Origin of the sequence: Streptomyces koelreuteriae, assembly GCF_018604545.1 — a bacterium.
GTDB lineage: Bacteria > Actinomycetota > Actinomycetes > Streptomycetales > Streptomycetaceae > Streptomyces > Streptomyces koelreuteriae.
This window is the reverse complement of the sequence record NZ_CP075896.1, coordinates 4,736,246-4,753,499: the sequence shown is the minus strand read 5'-3', so window position 1 is coordinate 4,753,499 and position 17,254 is coordinate 4,736,246. Positions and strand designations below refer to the sequence as shown.

General features: G+C 72.7%; 18 protein-coding genes. 9 read left to right on the top strand and 9 right to left on the bottom strand.

The window, feature by feature from the left end; genetic code table 11:
- The first annotated feature begins 213 nt into the window (after positions 1–213).
- Positions 214–1,143 carry an SMP-30/gluconolactonase/LRE family protein gene (locus KJK29_RS21550; RefSeq protein WP_215120784.1) on the top strand — a complete coding sequence of 310 codons (930 nt, stop codon included), beginning with the start codon at positions 214–216 and terminating at the stop codon, positions 1,141–1,143.
- On the opposite strand, the gene KJK29_RS21545 is transcribed toward KJK29_RS21550, so the two are convergent.
- Complete coding sequence (locus tag KJK29_RS21545; RefSeq protein ID WP_215120783.1) at positions 1,086–2,735, bottom strand: FadD3 family acyl-CoA ligase; 1,650 nt, start codon at positions 2,733–2,735, stop codon at positions 1,086–1,088. The genes KJK29_RS21550 and KJK29_RS21545 overlap by 58 nt on opposite strands.
- Before the next feature lie 95 nt (positions 2,736–2,830).
- On the opposite strand from KJK29_RS21545, the gene KJK29_RS21540 reads away from it, so the two are divergent.
- From KJK29_RS21540 to KJK29_RS21525, 4 genes are read left to right on the top strand one after another with little or no spacing between them, the layout of a single operon-like run.
- Positions 2,831–3,979 (top strand): lipid-transfer protein, encoded by a 1,149-nt coding sequence (locus tag KJK29_RS21540; RefSeq protein WP_215120782.1) that lies wholly within the window; start codon positions 2,831–2,833, stop codon positions 3,977–3,979.
- 10 nt (positions 3,980–3,989) lie between these two features.
- The gene (locus KJK29_RS21535) at positions 3,990–4,403 is read left to right on the top strand and encodes a Zn-ribbon domain-containing OB-fold protein (protein ID WP_215120781.1); all 414 of its coding nucleotides are present in this window, start codon (positions 3,990–3,992) and stop codon (positions 4,401–4,403) included.
- Positions 4,400–5,173, top strand: coding sequence for an enoyl-CoA hydratase/isomerase family protein (locus KJK29_RS21530; protein ID WP_215120780.1), 774 nt, complete (start codon positions 4,400–4,402; stop codon positions 5,171–5,173). The genes KJK29_RS21535 and KJK29_RS21530 overlap by 4 nt, the downstream gene beginning before the upstream one ends.
- Positions 5,174–5,225: 52 nt before the next feature.
- The gene (locus KJK29_RS21525; protein ID WP_215124391.1) at positions 5,226–6,179 is read left to right on the top strand and encodes an alpha/beta fold hydrolase; all 954 of its coding nucleotides are present in this window, start codon (positions 5,226–5,228) and stop codon (positions 6,177–6,179) included.
- Positions 6,180–6,387: 208 nt separating this feature from the next.
- Here the strand turns inward: KJK29_RS21525 and KJK29_RS21520 are convergent, their stop codons facing one another.
- Entirely contained in the window at positions 6,388–8,793 is a 2,406-nt protein-coding gene (locus tag KJK29_RS21520; RefSeq protein ID WP_215120779.1) for a serine/threonine-protein kinase, read from the bottom strand.
- A 192-nt stretch (positions 8,794–8,985) separates the two neighbouring features.
- Positions 8,986–9,723 (bottom strand): VOC family protein, encoded by a 738-nt coding sequence (locus KJK29_RS21515; RefSeq protein ID WP_215120778.1) that lies wholly within the window; start codon positions 9,721–9,723, stop codon positions 8,986–8,988.
- Between the two features lie 121 nt (positions 9,724–9,844).
- Here KJK29_RS21515 and KJK29_RS21510 point away from each other — a divergent pair, with 121 nt between their 5' ends.
- Complete coding sequence (locus KJK29_RS21510) at positions 9,845–10,492, top strand: TetR family transcriptional regulator (RefSeq protein ID WP_229873153.1); 648 nt, start codon at positions 9,845–9,847, stop codon at positions 10,490–10,492.
- Positions 10,493–10,607: 115 nt separating this feature from the next.
- Here the strand turns inward: KJK29_RS21510 and KJK29_RS21505 are convergent, their stop codons facing one another.
- Together KJK29_RS21505 and KJK29_RS21500 are read right to left on the bottom strand one after the other, a co-directional pair.
- Entirely contained in the window at positions 10,608–11,090 is a 483-nt protein-coding gene (locus tag KJK29_RS21505; protein ID WP_215120777.1) for a nitroreductase family deazaflavin-dependent oxidoreductase, read from the bottom strand.
- Positions 11,087–12,274, bottom strand: a complete 1,188-nt coding sequence (locus KJK29_RS21500; RefSeq protein WP_215120776.1) for an acyl-CoA dehydrogenase family protein — start codon at positions 12,272–12,274, stop codon at positions 11,087–11,089. Before KJK29_RS21500 ends, KJK29_RS21505 begins: the two co-directional genes overlap by 4 nt.
- Positions 12,275–12,383: 109 nt before the next feature.
- On the opposite strand from KJK29_RS21500, the gene KJK29_RS21495 reads away from it, so the two are divergent.
- The 3 genes from KJK29_RS21495 to KJK29_RS21485 all read left to right on the top strand — a co-directional run bounded on the left by KJK29_RS21495 (position 12,384) and on the right by KJK29_RS21485 (position 14,772).
- Entirely contained in the window at positions 12,384–13,553 is a 1,170-nt protein-coding gene (locus tag KJK29_RS21495; RefSeq protein ID WP_215120775.1) for a thiolase C-terminal domain-containing protein, read from the top strand.
- 78 nt (positions 13,554–13,631) lie between these two features.
- On the top strand, positions 13,632–14,057 hold the full coding sequence (locus KJK29_RS21490) for a pyridoxamine 5'-phosphate oxidase family protein (RefSeq protein WP_215124390.1): 426 nt from the start codon (positions 13,632–13,634) through the stop codon (positions 14,055–14,057).
- Between the two features lie 46 nt (positions 14,058–14,103).
- Positions 14,104–14,772, top strand: coding sequence for a pyridoxal 5'-phosphate synthase (locus KJK29_RS21485; protein ID WP_215120774.1), 669 nt, complete (start codon positions 14,104–14,106; stop codon positions 14,770–14,772).
- Between the two features lie 6 nt (positions 14,773–14,778).
- On the opposite strand, the gene KJK29_RS21480 is transcribed toward KJK29_RS21485, so the two are convergent.
- Genes KJK29_RS21480 through KJK29_RS21465 form a run of 4 tightly spaced genes read right to left on the bottom strand, consistent with a single transcriptional unit; the run spans position 14,779 to position 17,176 of the window.
- Positions 14,779–15,636 (bottom strand): GNAT family N-acetyltransferase, encoded by an 858-nt coding sequence (locus KJK29_RS21480; RefSeq protein ID WP_215120773.1) that lies wholly within the window; start codon positions 15,634–15,636, stop codon positions 14,779–14,781.
- A 40-nt stretch (positions 15,637–15,676) separates the two neighbouring features.
- A complete protein-coding gene (locus KJK29_RS21475; RefSeq protein WP_215120772.1) occupies positions 15,677–16,291 on the bottom strand; it encodes a GNAT family N-acetyltransferase in 615 nt (204 codons plus the stop codon).
- Between the two features lie 40 nt (positions 16,292–16,331).
- Positions 16,332–16,727, bottom strand: coding sequence for a Zn-ribbon domain-containing OB-fold protein (locus KJK29_RS21470; protein ID WP_215120771.1), 396 nt, complete (start codon positions 16,725–16,727; stop codon positions 16,332–16,334).
- Entirely contained in the window at positions 16,727–17,176 is a 450-nt protein-coding gene (locus KJK29_RS21465; protein ID WP_215120770.1) for a DoxX family membrane protein, read from the bottom strand. The genes KJK29_RS21470 and KJK29_RS21465 overlap by 1 nt, the downstream gene beginning before the upstream one ends.
- Positions 17,177–17,254: the final 78 nt, after the last annotated feature.

Genomic DNA, 17,254 nt, shown 5'->3' with positions numbered 1-17,254 from the left:
CACAAAGTCCGCACAATCTCTCCGAACTCGGGTCGCGAAAAGGCGCTGTGAAGGGGAGTTGGAGCGTTCCGGCCAGGAGGCGGCTCGGAGTGCCCTGCTCAGGAGGAAACAGGGCCGCCCGGATGCTCCAGTCGGTGGTGTCACCGAGACGCGCCCCCGGGCCCCACGCGATAGTGGACCCACCAGCTCACCCCCACCCCCGAAGGCGGTCGTATGCCCGGCGAGCAACCCCACCTCTACGAGACGCTCGACGAGCGCTTCCGGACCGGCCGGTGTCAGGCCGGGGACTCTCGGCTGGAGGTGTTGTACGAGGGGTGCCGGTGGGCCGAGGGGCCGGTGTACGTGCCGGCGGGGCGTTATCTGCTGTGGAGCGACATCCCGAACGACCGGCTGCTGCGGTGGGACGAGACGACCGGGGCCGTCGGGGTCTTCCGCTCGCCGGCCGGGTATCCGAACGGCAACACCCTCGACGGGCAGGGCCGGCTCATCACCTGTGAGCAGGGGAACCGGCGGGTGACCCGGACCGAGCACGACGGGTCGGTCACCGTGATCGCCGAGCGGTTCCGGGGGAAGCGGCTCAACAGTCCGAACGACGCCGTCGTGAAGTCCGACGGGTCGGTGTGGTTCTCCGACCCCGAGTTCGGGATCGCCTCCGACTACGAGGGGCATCGGGGCGAGAGCGAGATCGGCGCCCGGAACGTCTACCGCGTCGACCCGGGCAGCGGGGAGGTGCGGCTGGTGGCCGAGGGCTTCCAGGGGCCGAACGGGCTCGTGTTCGACCCCGGCGAGCACCGGCTGTACGTCTCGGACAGCCTCGCCAACCACATCCGCGTCTTCGACGTCCAGGACGACGGGACCGGCCTGACCGGCGGCGATGTCTTCGCCGAGTGCGCGAACGGCAGCTTCGACAACATCCGGTTCGACGACCAGGGGCGGCTCTGGGCCGGCGCCATGCACGGGGGCGTGCACTGCTACGACCCCGACGGCACCCTCCTCGGCCGCGTCCTGGTGCCCGGCACCGTCGCCAACATCCGCTTCGGCGGCGCCCGGCGGAACCGGATGTTCATCGCCGCCGACACCACCCTCTACTCCCTCGTCATGTCCGTCACCGGGACCCCGGCCCTGCCGCCCACCGGGCCCTGAGCCCGCAGTGCCCCCTTCACCACCTTCCCGCTCGCGTTCCTCGGCAGTTCCGCCACGAACTCCACCGACCGCGGGACCTTGTAGTTCGCCATCTCCCGGCGTGACCAGGCGATCAGGTCGTCGCCCGTGACCAACGCCCCCGGGCGCCTGACGACATACGCCCTGCCGACCTCCCCGAGCCGGGCGTCCGGGACGCCGATCACGGCCACGTCCGCCACGTCCGGGTGGAGGCCGAGGAGCTGCTCTATCTCGGCGGGGTAGGCGTTGAAGCCGCCGACGATGAACATGTCCTTGAGGCGGTCGGTGATGCGCAGGTTGCCCTCGACGTCCAGGACGCCGATGTCGCCCGTGCGCAGCCAGCCGTCCGCCGAGAGCACCTCTGCGGTGGCCGGGGCGTCCTCGTAGTAGCCGGTCATGACGTTGAAGCCGCGGACCAGGACCTCGCCCGGGGCATCGGGGCCCAGCGACCCGCCCTCGGGGTCCACGACCCGTACCTCCGTGCCGGGGATGGCCCGGCCCGACGTCGAGGCGATCACCGTCGGGTCGTCGCCGCGTCGGCACATCGTGACGACGCCGCCCGCCTCGGAAAGGCCGTACGCGGTCAGGACCGTGCCGATGCCGAGTTCCGTGCGCAGCCGCTCGACGAGCCGCAGCGGCACCACCGCCGCCCCGGTCACCACCAGGCGCAGGGCGGAGAGGTCGTGCGCGTCGCGGGACGGGTGGTCCAGGAGGGACTGAAGGAGGGTCGGGGGGCCGGGCAGCACCGACACCCGTTCCGCGGCGATGTTGGCCAGGACCGTGTTCACGCCGAACACCGGCTGGGGGATCATCGTCGCGCCCCGCATCAGGCAGGCGATGACCCCGGCCTTGTAGCCGAAGGTGTGGAAGAAGGGGTTGACGATGAGGTACCGGTCGCCTTCGGCCAGGCCCGCCAGCTCGCTCCAGATGTCGTACGCCCGCAGCGTCTGGGCGTGGGTGATGACCGCGCCCTTGGGGCGGCCCGTCGTGCCCGAGGTGAAGATGATGTCCGAGGGCCAGGACGCCCGCACCGACCCCGCCCGGTCCCGGACATCCCCTTGCCCCACCCCTTCCCCGCTCGCCAGGAAGTCCTTCCAGGTGAGGAAGTCGTCGGGGGCGTCCTCGGAGAGCACGACCACGCGCTCCAGGTCCGGCAGGCCGGGCAGTGGGCCGGTGCCCGGGCCCTCCCCGGCCGCTCGGCGCAGTGACGCCACGTACGAGGTGCCGAGGAACGTGCCCGTCACGAACAGCAGCCGGGCCCCGCTGCGCCGCAGGACGTCCGCCGCCTCGGCGCCCTTGAAGCGGGTGTTGAGCGGGACGAGGACCCCGCCCGCCGACACCGCGCCCAGGGCCGCCACGATCCAGTCGAGGGTGTTGGGCGCCCAGACGGCGACCCGGTCTCCCGGGCGGACCCCATCGGCCAGGCAGGCCGCTGCCGCTCGCTCCAACCGTGCGCCCAGTTCCGCGTAGGTGATCCGGGTGCGGCCCTCGACGACCGCCTCGACGTCGGCGTACCGCTCGGCCGCCGACCGGACCAGGTCCGGAACGCTCTCCCATGCCGTATCCGCTCGCACAGCACGCCTCCCGAATCCCCGTAGCTGACTACCCGTCAGATTAGCTGTACCCTGACGGCCTGTCAGCAGCCCTTCAGCGGCGTGGAGGTGTGCGCATGGCCGGACTCAAGGACGCCACGGCGATCGTCGGCATCGGACAGACCCCCTTTGCCAAGCACCTCCCCGAGGACGAACGCACCCTGGCCTGCCGGGCCGTGCTGGCCGCGCTCGACGACGCCGGGATCGCGCCCGGCGAGGTCGACGCCCTCGCCTCCTACACCATGGAGGAGACGGACGAGGTCGAGCTGGCCAAGGCCTGCGGCTTCGGGGACCTCACCTTCTTCAGCAAGGTCGGCTTCGGAGGCGGCGGTTCGTGTGCCACCGTCGCCCATCTCGCGGCCGCGATCACGGCCGGGCAGGCGAGCGTCGGGGTCGCGTGGAGGTCACGCAAGCGGGGCAGCGGGCCCCGGCCGTGGACCAACACCACCGTCCAGCTCCCGACGCCGGCCCAGTGGACCCGGCCGTACGGGCTGCTCAGGCCCGTCGACGAGATCGCCATGCTCACCCGGCGCTATATGCATGAGTACGGCGCCACCCGCGACCACCTGTTCAACGTCGCCCTGGCCTGCCGTAATCGCGCCAACCAGAACCCCGCCGCGATCATGTACGACCGGCCCCTCACCCGCGAGATGTACATGACGTCCCGCTGGGTCAGCGAGCCGCTCTGTCTCTTCGACAACTGCTTGGAGACGGACGGGGCGTTGGCCTGTGTGGTCGTCTCCGCCGAGCGGGCCCGGGACTGCCGGCGCGAGCCCGTGTACGTCCACTCCGCCGCCCAGTCGCTCCCCGCGCAGCACCACGGCATGGTCAACTACTGGAACGACGACCCCCTCACCGGCCCCGCCTGGAGTGCCGCCCGGCATCTGTGGAAGCACTCCGACCTGGCCCCCGAGGATGTGGACGTCGCGCAGATCTACGACGCCTTCACGCCGCTGGTGCTGCTCTCGCTGGAGGGCTACGGCTTCTGCGGGCGTGGTGAGGGCGGGGCGTTCACCGAGGGCGGGGCGCTGGAGACCGGCGGGCTGCTGCCCGTGAACACCGGCGGGGGCGGGCTGTCGGAGGCGTATGTGCACGGCTTCAACCTCATCAACGAAGGGGTGAAGCAGTTGCGTGGGACCAGTACCGCTCAGGTGCCGGGGGCGTCCACCTGTCTGGTCACGGCGGGTGAAGGGGTGCCGACCTCCGCCCTTCTGCTGAGGAACTGAGGAGTTGCCGATGCTGCGTCCCGTCACCGACCCCGACGGCGCCCCCTTCTGGGAGTACGCCGCCCGGGGCGAGCTGCGCGTCCAGGGCTGCGTCGAGTGCGGCGAACTCCGCTTCCCGCCCCGGCCGTGCTGCCCGCACTGCCAGTCCTTCGAGGCCGAGTGGCGCTTGGTCTCGGGGGGCGGCCGGGTCTGGTCGTATGTCGTTCCGCATCCGCCGCTGCTGCCGGACTACGCGGAGCTGGCGCCGTACAACGTGGTCGTCGTCGAGCTGGACGAGGCGCCGCGCATCCGGCTCGTCGGCAATCTGGTCGCGGAGCCGGGCGCGGCGATCGACTCCATGCCCGCCGAGCGGCTGCGCATCGGTGCCCGGGTGCGGGTCGTCCTCGGTGACGGACTGCCCGCGTGGGTCCTGGAGCGGGCATGAGCAGTGTGCTTGTCAGCGCGGACAAGGACAGCGGGGTCGCGGTCGTCACCCTGAACCGGCCCGGCCGGCTCAACGCGATCGATCTGGAGATGGCGGACCGGCTCGTCGATGTCTGGCGGGAGTTGCGGTTCGACGACACCGTGCGGGCCGTCGTGCTCACGGGGGCCGGGGAGCGCGCGTTCTGCACCGGTATCGACCGGGACGCCGTCGTGCCGCAGCCGAACTCGCCGTTCGCGCAGGACGATCCGCTGCTCGGGATCGGGCCGAAGGCGAACGACCTGTGGAAGCCGGTCGTCGCCGCGGTGCGCGGGATGGCCTGCGGGGGCGCCTTCTATCTGCTCGGCGAGGCGGAGTTCATCGTCGCCGACACCACCGCCTCGTTCTTCGACCCGCACACCACCTACGGCATGGTCAGCGCCTACGAGTCCGTCCTGATGGCGCAGCGCATGCCGTACGGGGAGGTCGCGCGGATGGCGTTGACGGGGGCGGCGGAGCGGATCTCGGCGCGGCGGGCGTACGAGGTCGGGCTGGTGTCGGAACTGGCGCCGGAGGGCGGGGCTCCGGCGGCGGCGATCGCGTGTGCGGCAGTGATCGCCGGGCATCCGACGGAGGCCGTGCAGGGCACGGTACGGGCGTTGTGGGCGGCGAGCGCGGCGGGGCGGGAGCAGGGGTTCGCCCAGGCGCCGCACCTCATCGCGCTCGGCAACGCGGCGGGTGAGCGGCAGGCCCGGCTGTTCGCGGAGCGGGCGCGTGCGTACCGGTTGCGGTAGTAAAAGTCGTTTACTCATACACGCGTATGCTCGACCCGTGGTTGAGCATCGGATGATCGACGTGAACGGCATACAACTGCACATCGCGGAGCAGGGCGAGGGCCCGCTCGTGGTGCTGCTGCACGGTTTCCCGGAGTCCTGGCACTCCTGGCGGCACCAGTTCGGTCCGCTGGCCGAGGCCGGTTTCCGGGTGGTCGCGCCCGACCAGCGCGGATACGGCGGCAGTGACCGCCCCGAGGACGTGTCCGAGTACAGCATCTTCCATCTGGTGGGCGATGTGGTCGGGCTGATCCACGCGCTGGGCGAGGAGCGGGCGTTCGTCGTCGGGCACGACTGGGGGGCGCCGGTGGCCTGGCACACCGCGCTGCTGCGGCCCGACGTGGTGCGCGGGGTGGCGGGGCTGAGCGTGCCGCCGCCCTTCCGGGGTGCGCAGCCGCCCCTGAAGACCATGCGGGAGCGGTTCGGCGGGCACTTCTACTGGAACTACTTCGAGGAGCCCGGCGTCGCGGACGCCGAGTTCGCCGCCGACACCCGCACGGCCCTGCGCAAGCTGCTGTACTCCGCCTCCGGTGACGCGCCGGACGCCGGGCGCCCCGAGCAGGCCCTGGTCGAGGACCTGGGGCGCGGCTGGCTCGCGGACGCCCCGAACCCCGAGGTGCTGCCCGACTGGCTCACCGAGTCGGACCTCGACACCCTCACCGAGAGCTTCGAGCCGGGCTTCACGGGCGCGCTGAACTGGTACCGCAACCTGGACCGCAACTGGGAGCTGACGGCCCCGTGGCAGGGCGCTGTGGTGTCCCCGCCCGCGCTGTACGTGTACGGCGACCGCGACCTGGTCCCGGCCTTCCCGGGAACGCCCGAACTGATCGAGGCGCTGCCCCGGTTGATGCCGAACCTGCGGCGCGAGCCGGTCGTGCTGCCGGGCTGCGGTCACTGGACGCAGCAGGAGCGGCCCGCCGAGGTGAACAAGGTCCTGATCGACTTCCTGACGGACCTGCGGGGCTGAGCACCCCTGAGTCGCTGGTTCGGCGGTCGGCCTCCTCGTGGCCGGCCGCCGGGCCCGGACCGTCCGTCACGGGCGGCCACCGCGTGGCGACGAGTGCGTACCCGGCGTAGCGTCGTGGGTGAGAGCGGTGATCGGATCGCTCCCCCCGGAGCGACGGCCGCCGTCTGGAACCCTTCCGTGCGCCGGTACGACGGCCGTCCCGGGCTGCTCACGCGGTGCGCGCCGTGCCCGTGCCCTTCTCCGCGTCCAGCGCGTACACACAGCGGTCCTTGCTGCACGCGTACACCACCCCGTCCCTGACGACCGGGGAGCCGGTGATCTCGCCGCCGGTGGCGAGCTTCCAGCGCAGCCGGCCGTCGTCGGCCTTGAGGGTGTAGAGCAGATGGTCGGTTGAGCCGAAGTGGATACGGCCCTCGGCCACCGAGGGGGCGCCCACGATGTCGCCGCCCGCCTGGAAGCGCCACTTGGGCGTGCCGGTGACCGCGTCGAGGGTGTAGAGGCCCTTGCCGCTGCCCACATGGACATGGCCGGCGGCGACCAGGACGGGTTCGACGGAGGCGCGGGACTCGGTGGCGATGCGCCAGCGGTCGCGGCCGTCGGTGGCGTCGAGGGCGTACACCGTGCCGAGGTAGTCGGCGAGGTAGACGCCGCCGCCGGTGACGGCCGGGCCGGGGACGAAGGTGGGCGGGGAGAGGAAGGCGGCCGGTGCCTCGAAGTGCCACTTCACATGCCCGGCGGCCACATCGAGGGCCAGGACGCGGGTGCCGGCGCAGACGTACACGTAGCCGTCGGCGGCCGGGGTGACGCGGACCGGGACGCCGCCGCAGGAGGCCGCGTCGCCGATCGGGTACGACCAGCGCTCGTCGCCGGTGCGGGCGTCCAGGGCGCGCAGCCGGGCGTCCTGCCACACGTAGACCGTGCCGTCGTGCAGGGCGGGTCCGGCCTCGGGGGATTCGAAGTCGGTCTGGCAGCCGGTGATCTCCCAGAGCTTCTGGCCGGCCGAGGCCTCCCAGCCCTGGACGCCGCCGCCCCGGGTGCCGGTGACGACGGTGCCGCGGCCGGCCTGCAGCGAGTAGACCCAGGCGTCCGTCTGCAGGCGCCACAGGTCGGCGCCCTCGCGGGCGTCCAGGGCGAACAGCGTGGGCCCGTCGGAGGCGTGGATACGGCCGTCCGCGACGGCCATGGACCAGGCGACGTCCCGGGTCTTGAAGCGGCGGCGGCCGGTGCCGACGTCCAGGGCGTGCACCTCGAAGGAGGTGACGTAGACGAGGTCGTCGGCGACGGAGGGGGTGCCCCAGACGTCGTTGGACATGCGGAAGCGCCAGGGCCGCCAGCCGCTCGCCTCGGGCGGGGCGACGGGGGCCGGGGGCGCGGTGACGGCGGGGCCGACGGCGGGGTCCGTGCCGTTGACGCCGGGGCGGGGCTTGGACCAGGAGGCGGCGAGGGCGGCCTCCGGAGGGGGTGCCTTGACGGCGGCGGCACGGACGTCGGCGACGCGCGGGCCCGGGCCGATGGGCACCGGGGCGCCGGCGAGCTGGACGGGGCCGGTGTCGGGGCCGCCGCCCACGGGGGCCGCCACGGACGCGGCCACGGAGACGGGCGCCGGGACGACGGGGTCGTGCGAGGGCGGGGGCGGGATGGGCGCGGGGCCGGGGGCCGGGACCGGGGCGGGGCGTCCGCCGCCGCTGCGGCCGGCGGGGGCGGGCTTGCCGGCCGGGCGGCCGTTGCGGCGGGACTCGATCAGGCCCACGGCCCGCTCGGGCAGCCACGCGGAGGCGGTGCCGCTGTCGTCGGAACCGGAGCCGAAGAGGTGGGGAGCCAGCTGGGCCTGGAGGTCGGCCGGGTTGGGACGGCCCGTCGCCTCCATCTGCATACAGGACTCGATGAGCGGACGCAGCTCGTCCGGGAGTCCCTCCAGGTCCGGACCCTCGCGCAGCAGCATGAAGACCGTCTCGACCGGGTTGGCGCCGTGGAAGGGCGGGTGTCCGGTGGCGGCGAAGACCAGCATGGAGCCGAGGGAGAAGACGTCGGAGGCGCCGGTGACGCTGCGGGAGTCCTTGGCCTGCTCGGGGGACATGTAGGCGGGCGTGCCGACGGCGACGTTCGTCATCGTCAAACGTGTGTTCGACACGCCGGAGGCGATACCGAAGTCGATCACCCGGGGGCCGTCCTCGACGACAAGGACGTTGGAGGGCTTGAGGTCGCGGTGGACCAGCCCGGCGCCGTGGATGGACTGGAGCGCCTCGGCCACGCCCGCCGCGAGCCAGCGCACCGCCTGGGCCGGGAGCGGCCCGCAGTCGTTCACTATCTCCTCGAGGGAGGGCGCGGGGACGTAGGCGGTGGCCAGCCAGGGCACGGCCGCACGCGGGTCGGCGTCCACGACCGCCGCCGTGTAGAAGCCGGAGACCGCGCGGGCCGCCTCCACCTCACGCGTGAAGCGGACCCGGAAGAGCTGGTCCTCGGCCAGCTCCGTGCGGACGGTCTTGATCGCCACCCGCCGGCCCGACGCCGAGCGCGCGAGATAGACCAGCCCCATGCCGCCGGCACCCAGCCGTCCCAGCACCTCGAACGGCCCGATCCGCCGCGGATCGTGCTGCGTCAGCTGATCCACCACTCTGCCTGCCACCTCCCCGTACGAGCCGCGCCAAGCCACATGTTCCACGCGACCCCGTGCAGCGTCTCACCACCGCACCGCCATGGCGGCACGCACCCCGATTCTTCCTGGCCAAAGCCGTGGTGGCGAACCCGGCGACGAATGGGGTGTCTCTGTACACACAGGGACAAAAGATGACCATATGGCGCCAGGTCAGGCACCCGACCGACGGTGCAGCAGCGCGAAGGACGCCCCCTGATCGTCCGTGACGACGGCCACCGTGCCGTACGAGGTCTCGAACGGCGGGACCTGGACGCGCCCGCCGAGCCGGGTGACGTCCTCCAGCGCGGCGGTCACGTCCTCGACGGCGAAGTGGATCAGGAAGTGGGGCGGCATCTCGGCCGCGAAACGGTCGGAGACGGCGGCCCGGCCGAAGTCGGGCTCGGCGTCCGGCCCGAACAGGGCCTCCTGGAAGAGATCGCCGTAGAAGTCGTCGGCCGCCTCGGTGTCCCGCGCGTACAGCTCCGCCCAGGCGAAGGTGCCCGGCTCGTGCCGCTTGCCGAAGCCGACGTGCTCGTCCGGCTGCCACAGGGCGAAGACGGCCCCCTCCGGGTCGGTGACCAGGGCGGTGACGCCCAGGTCGCCGGCCGGCACCGGCGCCGAGACGACCTGTCCGCCGGCCGACCGGATGCGCCGGGCCAGCGCCGGGGCGTCCGGGGTCGCGAAGTACACGGTCCAGACGGTGGGCAGCCGGCCGTCCACCTTGCGGACCAGCGCGGCGACGGCTTCGCCGTCCTTCAGCGCCTCGGCGAAGGAGCCGTACCACTCGTCCTCGAAGGTCCATCCGAAAAGTTCACCGTAGAACCGCTTGCCCGCCTCGACGTCGCGAAGCTGCGCGTCGACCCAGCAGGGGACGCCCTCTGCGTACACCGATGCCCTGTTTTCGGCCATGCCGCCAACGTAACCGCGACGGCCGCAGCCCGCAGACCAGGCACACCAGCCTCCGTACACCGCACACCCCATTTGCAGTCGGCCGAATCGCGCCTCGATCCCGCCTCGGTAAGCTGACGTCATGACAGGACAAGTGCGTACCGTCGACGGCCGCGTGGCCGGCCGGCGTGGGCAGGCGACCCGGCAGAAGCTGCTCGACTGCCTGAGCGAGATGCTCAGCTCCTCCCCGTACCGGGATGTCAAAGTCATCGATGTCGCCCGGAAGGCGGGCACTTCGCCCGCGACCTTCTACCAGTACTTCCCGGACGTCGAGGGCGCCGTCCTGGAGATCGCCGAGCAAATGGCGACCGAGGGCGCCGCGTTGACCGAACTCCTGGAGGGCCGCTCCTGGGCCGGCAAGGCCGGCTGGCAGACGGCTCAGGAACTCGTCGACGGGTTCCTGGAGTTCTGGCGCAAGAACGACGCGATCCTCCGGGTCGTGGATCTCGGCGCCGCCGAGGGCGACAAGCGGTTCTACAAACTCCGGATGAAGATCCTCAACTCGGTGAACAACTCCCTCGCGGACGCCGTCGCCGAGCTCCAGGCCAAGGGCCGGGTCGACAAGGACGTGAACCCGGCGGCCGTCGCGGGCTCGCTGGTCGCGATGCTCGCGGCCGTGGCCTCGCACCAGAAGGGTTTCACCTCCTGGGGCGTGAAGCAGGCCGAACTGAAGCCGAACCTCGCGCTGTTGGTGCACCTGGGCGTCACCGGCAGAAAGCCGACGAAGTAGCCGCCAGGCGCCCGTGCGCCTTCGGCCCTTTTCCCTTACCGAGTCCTGTCTGGCAGGCGGCGGTCCACACCGGTGGCCGCCGCCTGTCGCGCTTTCCGCTTCTGTCTCAGCGCGCTCAGCGTGACTTGTGGCTCCGTACGATCCTGAAGACCCGTATCTCCCGCTCCACCCGCGCCTGATAGGCGGCGTACGGCGGCCAGAACTCCAACACCGCCTTCCACGCCGCCGCCCGCTCCTCCCCCTCCAGCAGCCGGGCCGTGACGGGGATGTCCTGGCCCTTCCAGCTGACCTCGGCGCTCGGATGGGCCAGCAGATTGTGGCTCCAGGCGGGGTGCCCCGAGCGCCCGAAGTTGGACCCGACCAGGATCCAGGCCTGCCCGCCCTCCTCGGGCATGCAGGCCAGCGGCGTCCGGCGCGTCAGCCCGCTCCTCGCTCCGGTCGAGGTCAGCACCACACCCGGCAGCAGCTGTGCGCTGAGCAGCACCTTTCCGCGGGTGAGCCGGTGCACGGCCCGGTCCAGGGCCGGGAAGACGTGGGGTGCCACCCGGGCGAACCCCGGGGTGGAGGACACCTTCTGCACGAACCGCACGCCCCTCATCGGCCGGCCTCCTCGAAGAGATGCGCCGCGTCGGCGGCCCACGCCCGCAGCCGGTGCACCGGCCCGAACAGCAGCTCGTCGCCCGCGGCACGCTTGAAGTACAGATGGGTGTCGTGCTCCCAGGTGAACCCGATGCCGCCGTGCAGCTGGATCCCCTCGGCGGCGGCCCCGCGCAGGGCCCCCAGCGCCTGGGCGAGGGCGAGCCCGCCCGCCTGCTCGCCCTCGGCGGCGACACCGGCCCAGGCCGCGTAGTACGCCGCCGAGCGGGCCGCCTGCACCTGGACGTACGCGTCGGCCAGCCGGTGCTTGACCGCCTGGAAGGAGCCGACCGGCCGCCCGAACTGCTCGCGCTGCCCGACGTACTCCACGGTCCGCTCCAGCACCCGGTCGGCGGCCCCCACGGCCTCGGCGGCGAGACAGACGGCGGCGGTGTCGCCGAGCCGGGCGAGGGGGGCGAGGACGTCGTCGCCCTCACACCCCAGCAACTCGGCCTGCACGTCTCGGAGTTGTACGCGCGCCTGCGGACGGGTCGCGTCCAGTGCGGTCTGCCGTACGCGGGTGAGACCGGCGGCGTCCGCCTGCACGAGGAAGAGCAGAACGCGGGAACGGGCGAACCCCCCGGTGTGCGCGGCGACCAGGAGGAGACCCGCGCTGTGCCCGTCGAGGATCTGCCCGGCCTCCCCGTACAGCCGCCAGCCGTCGTCCGTCCGCCGGGCCTGCACGCCCCCGGCCCGTCCGCCGCCGGCCCACGTTCCGTGCGGGTCGTGGCCGGTGAGCGCGAGGGCGGTGGTGAGGGCGGGGCCCGGTACGGCGAGGGCGGCGGTGAGGGTGCCGGAGGCGATCCGCGGGAGGAGGTCGGCCCGCTGGGCGTCGGCGCCGAGGGCGAGGATCAGGGGTGCCGTGAGGACGGCGGTGGCGAGCAGGGGCGAGGGGGCGAGGGCCCGGCCCGTCTCCTCGCAGGCGAGGGCCAGCTCGGTGACCGAGCAGCCGACCCCGCCGTAGGCCTCGGGGAGGGCAAGACCGGGCAGGCCCAGCTGGTCGGCGAGGGCGGTCCACAGGGCCGGGTCGTGTCCGGCCGGGGTGTCGAGGGCGGCCCGCAGCTCCACGGGTCCGCACCGCTTGTGGAGGAGTTCGCGCAGGGTGCGGCGGATCTCGTCCTGTTCGGGAGTGAAGCGGGCGTCCATGGGGGCACCACCTCCGCATCTGACGGTGCGTCATATTAGGGCGGTGGGACGGGGATGCCCAGAGTTCCGGCGCTCCCCCGCACGACTTATCTGATGTACCGTCAGATTCATGGTTGCCCGGAGGAAAGTGGCCGTCGTCGGCGTGGCCCTCTCGGACTGCGGCCGCGTGGACGACGCGACCCCGTACGCCCTGCACGCCCAGGCGGCCCGTCGCGCCCTGGCCGACGCGGGCCTGGACCGTTCACTGGTCGACGGCTTCGCCTCGGCGGGCCTGGGCACGCTGGCCCCCGTCGAGGTCGCCGAGTATCTGGGGCTGCGGCCCACCTGGGTCGACTCCACCTCCGTCGGCGGCTCCACCTGGGAGGTCATGGCGGCCCACGCGGCGGACGCGATCGCGGCCGGGCACGCGCGTGCGGTGCTGCTCGCCTACGGCTCCACGGCCCGCGCGGACGTGAAGGCGGGCCGCCGCACCGGGACCCTGTCCTTCGGCACCCGCGGCCCCCTGCAGTTCGAGGCGCCCTACGGCCACACCCTGATCGCCAGGTACGCCATGGCCGCCCGCCGCCACATGATCGAGTACGGCACGACCATCGAGCAGCTCGCGGAGGTGGCGGTCCAGGCCCGGGCCAACGCGGCCCTGAACCCCGAGGCGATGTTCCGCACGCCCATCACTGCGGACGAGGTCGCCTCCGGCCCGATGATCGCGGACCCCTTCACCAAGCTGCACTGCTGTCTCCGTTCCGACGGCGGGGCGGCGGTGCTGCTGGCGGCCGAGGAGTACGTACGGGACTGCCGTACGGCACCGGTGTGGGTGCTGGGCAGCGGGGAGTCCGTGTCGCACTCGGCGATGTCCGAGTGGCCCGACTTCACGGTGTCACCGGCGACGGTGAGCGGACGGCTGGCCTTCGAGCGGGCGGGCGTACGGCCCTCGGAGATCGACTTCGCCGAGATCTACGACGCGTTCACCTATATGACCCTGGTGACCCTGGAGGACCTCGGTTTCTGCGCGAAGGGCGAGGGCGGGGCGTTCGTGGAGAAGGGCCGGCTGCGGGTCGAGGGCGGCGAGCTGCCGGTGAACACCGACGGGGGCGGTCTTTCGGCCCAGCACCCCGGGATGCGCGGTCTGTTCCTGCTGGTGGAGGCGGTACGGCAGCTGCGGGGCGAGTGCGGCGACCGCCAGGTGCGGCGCGCCGACGGCTCTCTGCCACGGCTGACGGTGGCGTCGGGGACGGGGGGCTGGTTCTGCTCCTCGGGGACGGTGGTGCTCGGGGCGGGGTGAGATGAGGGGAACACGGATGCCGGGGCCGGTGTTTGCTTGGGGGAGAAGGATCTGAGCGAGCCGCTGGAGGAGACCGGAATGGCCCTGACCCGCGAAGAGCGCGAACAGTTCCTGGCCGAGCCGCATGTCGCCGCGCTGGCGGTCGACGCGGGGGCGGGCCGCGCCCCGCTCACGGTGCCGATCTGGTACCAGTACGAGCCCGGCGGCGACATCTGGATCATGACCGGCCTCGACTCCCGCAAGAACGAGCTGATCAGCACGGCGGGCCGGTTCTCGCTGATGATCGACCGGCTCGAACCCACGATCCGGTACGTGTCGGTCGAGGGCCCGGTCGTCGACACGGCCCCCGCGACCCTCGACCTGCTCCGAGAGCTCTCGGCCCGCTATCTCCCGGCCGACAAGGTCGACGGCTATGTCGACTTCGCCTGGAAGAACCACGGGGAGCAGCTGGTGCTGCGGATGCGGCCGGAGCGGTGGGTGTCGTCGGATCTGGGACAGGTGTGACGACACCCGCGAGCCCCCACGGGCACCCCCGGGTGACAATCGGCCCATGGCACCCGATCTTCACGAGCTGCTGAGGTCGCTGCGGGTCTGGGACCCGCAGTCCACCCACCTGCCGCCCTTCGACCCGACCGCAGCCCCCGCCACGCCACTGGCGCTCTTCACCGAGTGGTTCGCGGCGGCGGTGGCGGCCGGGCAGAGCGAGCCGCACACCATGTCCCTGGCGACCTCGGACGAGTCCGGCCTGCCCGACGGGCGGATCGTCATGCTGCACGGCGCGGACGAGAGCGGCTGGTCGTTCGCGTCCCACGCCGGCAGCCGCAAGGGCCGGCACCTCAGCGCCCGGCCGTATGCCGCCCTCACCTTCTACTGGCCGGTGCTGGGCCGCCAGGTCCGGGTCCGGGGCCCGGTGACCGCCGCCCCGTCCGCCGACGCCCAGGGCGATCTGCACGCCCGCTCGACGGGCGCCCTGGCAGCCGCGCTGACCGGCCGCCAGAGCGAGCTCCTCGACTCGGTGGAGGAGCTGGCCCGGGCCTCCGAGGCGGCCTGGGAACGAGCCCGCGGCGAGCCGGAGGCTCCCGTGCCGTCCTGGACCCTGTACCGGCTGCGCCCCGAGGAGGTGGAGTTCTTCCAGGGCGACGGGCAGCGACGCCACGTACGGCTGCGCTACCGGCGCGGGGACGGGGAGGAGTGGGTGCGGGAGCTGCTCTGGCCGTGAGGGGCGTCAGCCGAAGTCGTACACCTCGAAGTCCGCCACCGCCCGGTACCCGATCCGCTGGTACAGGCCGTTGCTGGTCGGGTTCGCCAGGTCCGTGAAGAGCAGCACCTCCTGCGCCCCGGAGGCGAGGGCGGCGCGGCTGACCTCGGACGTCGCCGCGCCCGCGTAGCCCCGGCCGCGGAGGTGGGACGGGGTGTAGACGGGGGCGACGCGGGTCTGGCCGGCGATCAAGGGGGTCCGGCCGGCCATGGCGACGGGTGTGCCGTCCGGGGTCTCCCAGAAGGTGATGCCGCCCTGCTCGATACGGGCGTCGGCCCATCCACCGTCGTCCCGGACGGTGCCCATGCCCAGGGCCTCGTTGAACTCCTGGTGCCAGCGGATGAGATGGGCACGGTCGGCCTCGATGGCGACCCGGGGCGCGCCGGACGGTACGGGGTCGGGCACGGTGAGGGTGCCGAGCCGGTAGAGCCGCTGGCGCTGACGGAGCGTGGCCGTGGCGCCGGTGTGCCGCTGCCAGGCCTCGGTGAAGGCGACCGCGGTGTCGCGGTCGGCGTTCACGCCGGGCAGCCGCTGCCCGAGCGCGGCCAGCCGCGCCGCGAGGGTGTCGGCCTCCTCGGGGGTGAGGGCGGTGAGGTTCAGCCAGTGGGGCGGGGTGCGGAAGAACGACGCCCGGACGGCGCCGTCCCGCTCCAGCACGCCGAACTCCGGCGGCCCGTCGCCGTAGACGCCCGGTCCGCGGGTGCGCAGCGCCTCCGTGACGGTCAACGGGACGGTGTGCAGGGCCGGTTGGGAGCGGAGGAAGGATCCCGCGCGGGACAGGAAGTCGTCGAGGTCCTGGGTGAGGTGCCAGTCATGGGTGCTCATGCCCCATGGTGACGTCCGTGTCCCCGCCGGCACCTCCGAATTACGCCCCGTGCGCGGGGCCTTCGCCGGGTTCCGGATCCGTCGCCAGCCGCGCGTGCAGATGGGCGTCCCGGAACGCGTCGTGCCGGTCCTCCTGGAAGATCGCCCCGCGCAGGGTCCCCTCGTAGGCGAACCCGCATCTCTCGGCTATCCGGCACGACACGTCATGGCCGACGGCGTGGTCCAGCTCCAGCCGGTGCAGGCCGAGTCCGTCGAAGGCCCAGCGGGCGGCGAGCAGCAGGGCCCGGGTGGCGACGCCCTGGCCGCGGGCCTCGGGGAGCACCCAGTAGCCGACGCGGGCGACCTTCAGGTGGTACTTGATCTCGTTGACGCCGATGTGCCCCAGGGGTGTGTCACCCCGCGCGTCCGCGACCCGGAACGACATCGACGTGCCCTCCATGGCGCTCTGCCCCCGCGCGAGCAGCGAATCCCGGGCGCTCGTCAGGTCCGTGACCGGCCTCAGCGGGGTGTTCCAGCGCCGGAACTCCGGGTCCCGCATGCCGCGCAGCCAGGTCTCGACGTCGGCGCCGGACGTGGCGTCCCAGGGGCGCAGACGGAGGCCGTGGCCGTGGAGTTCGGGATGAGCAGCCGAGGACGGGTCGCGTAGGGAGGCCATGGGGCCATTCAAGCCGGTGGGACGGGAGGAATCACTCCCCTTACGGCGCCTCGGCCACGATCCGGAACACCGGGATTCCCTCCCGGAACGTCACCTCCAGTTCCGCTCCCGCCGACAGCTCCCTCTCCCCCACGACCTCTGTCATCATCCGCGGCCCTTCGACCAGGTCGACCACGGCGGCGACGTACGGTGTGCGTCGCGCGAAGGGCGGCAGGTCGTTGCGGTGGACGACGGACCAGGTGTAGAGGGTGGCCCGGCCGCTCGCCTCCTCCCAGACGACGTCCTCGCTCCAGCAGCGCGGGCAGAACTCGCGCGGGTAGTGGTGGGCCCGTCCGCAGGCACGGCAGCGGCGGATCAGCAGCCGGCCCTCGGCTGCCGCGTCCCAGTACGTCCGGGTGAAGGCGTCCGGTTCGGGCAGGTCGAAACGCCCCGTCATCAGAACAGCCCCAGCGCGCTGTCCAGCGACCAGGTCTGCCAGGACATCCCGAACAGCGCGACCACGGACATCAGCGCCATCATCGAGTTCTGCCCCTGCTCGGCCACGTCGTGGATCATGAGCGTGAGGTAGAGGACGTTGAGGAGGAACCCGCCGGCCAGGGCGATCGGGGTGAGGAAGCCGGTGATCAGGCCGAGGCCCAGGGCGAGTTCCGCGTAGACGACGACGTACGCCATCACGCGCGGGTGGGGCGCGACGACCGTGCCGAAGCCCGAACGGACGGCGCTCCAGCGGTGCTCGGCCGCTATCCCGGCCGCCCACTTGATGCCGGTGCCCCGTTCGAACCAGGCCTTGCGGTCCTTGTGCCGCCAGCTCTCCAGCCACCACAGCCCGAGCCCGATCCGCAGTACGGCCAGCCACTCGGCTCCGCCGAGCCAGATCGTGTCCATGCGATCTGACGGTACGTCAGTTACCGGGATCCGCAAGACCCCGCGGAGGCCCGGACGCTGCGCGCTTCCCATGAAGCT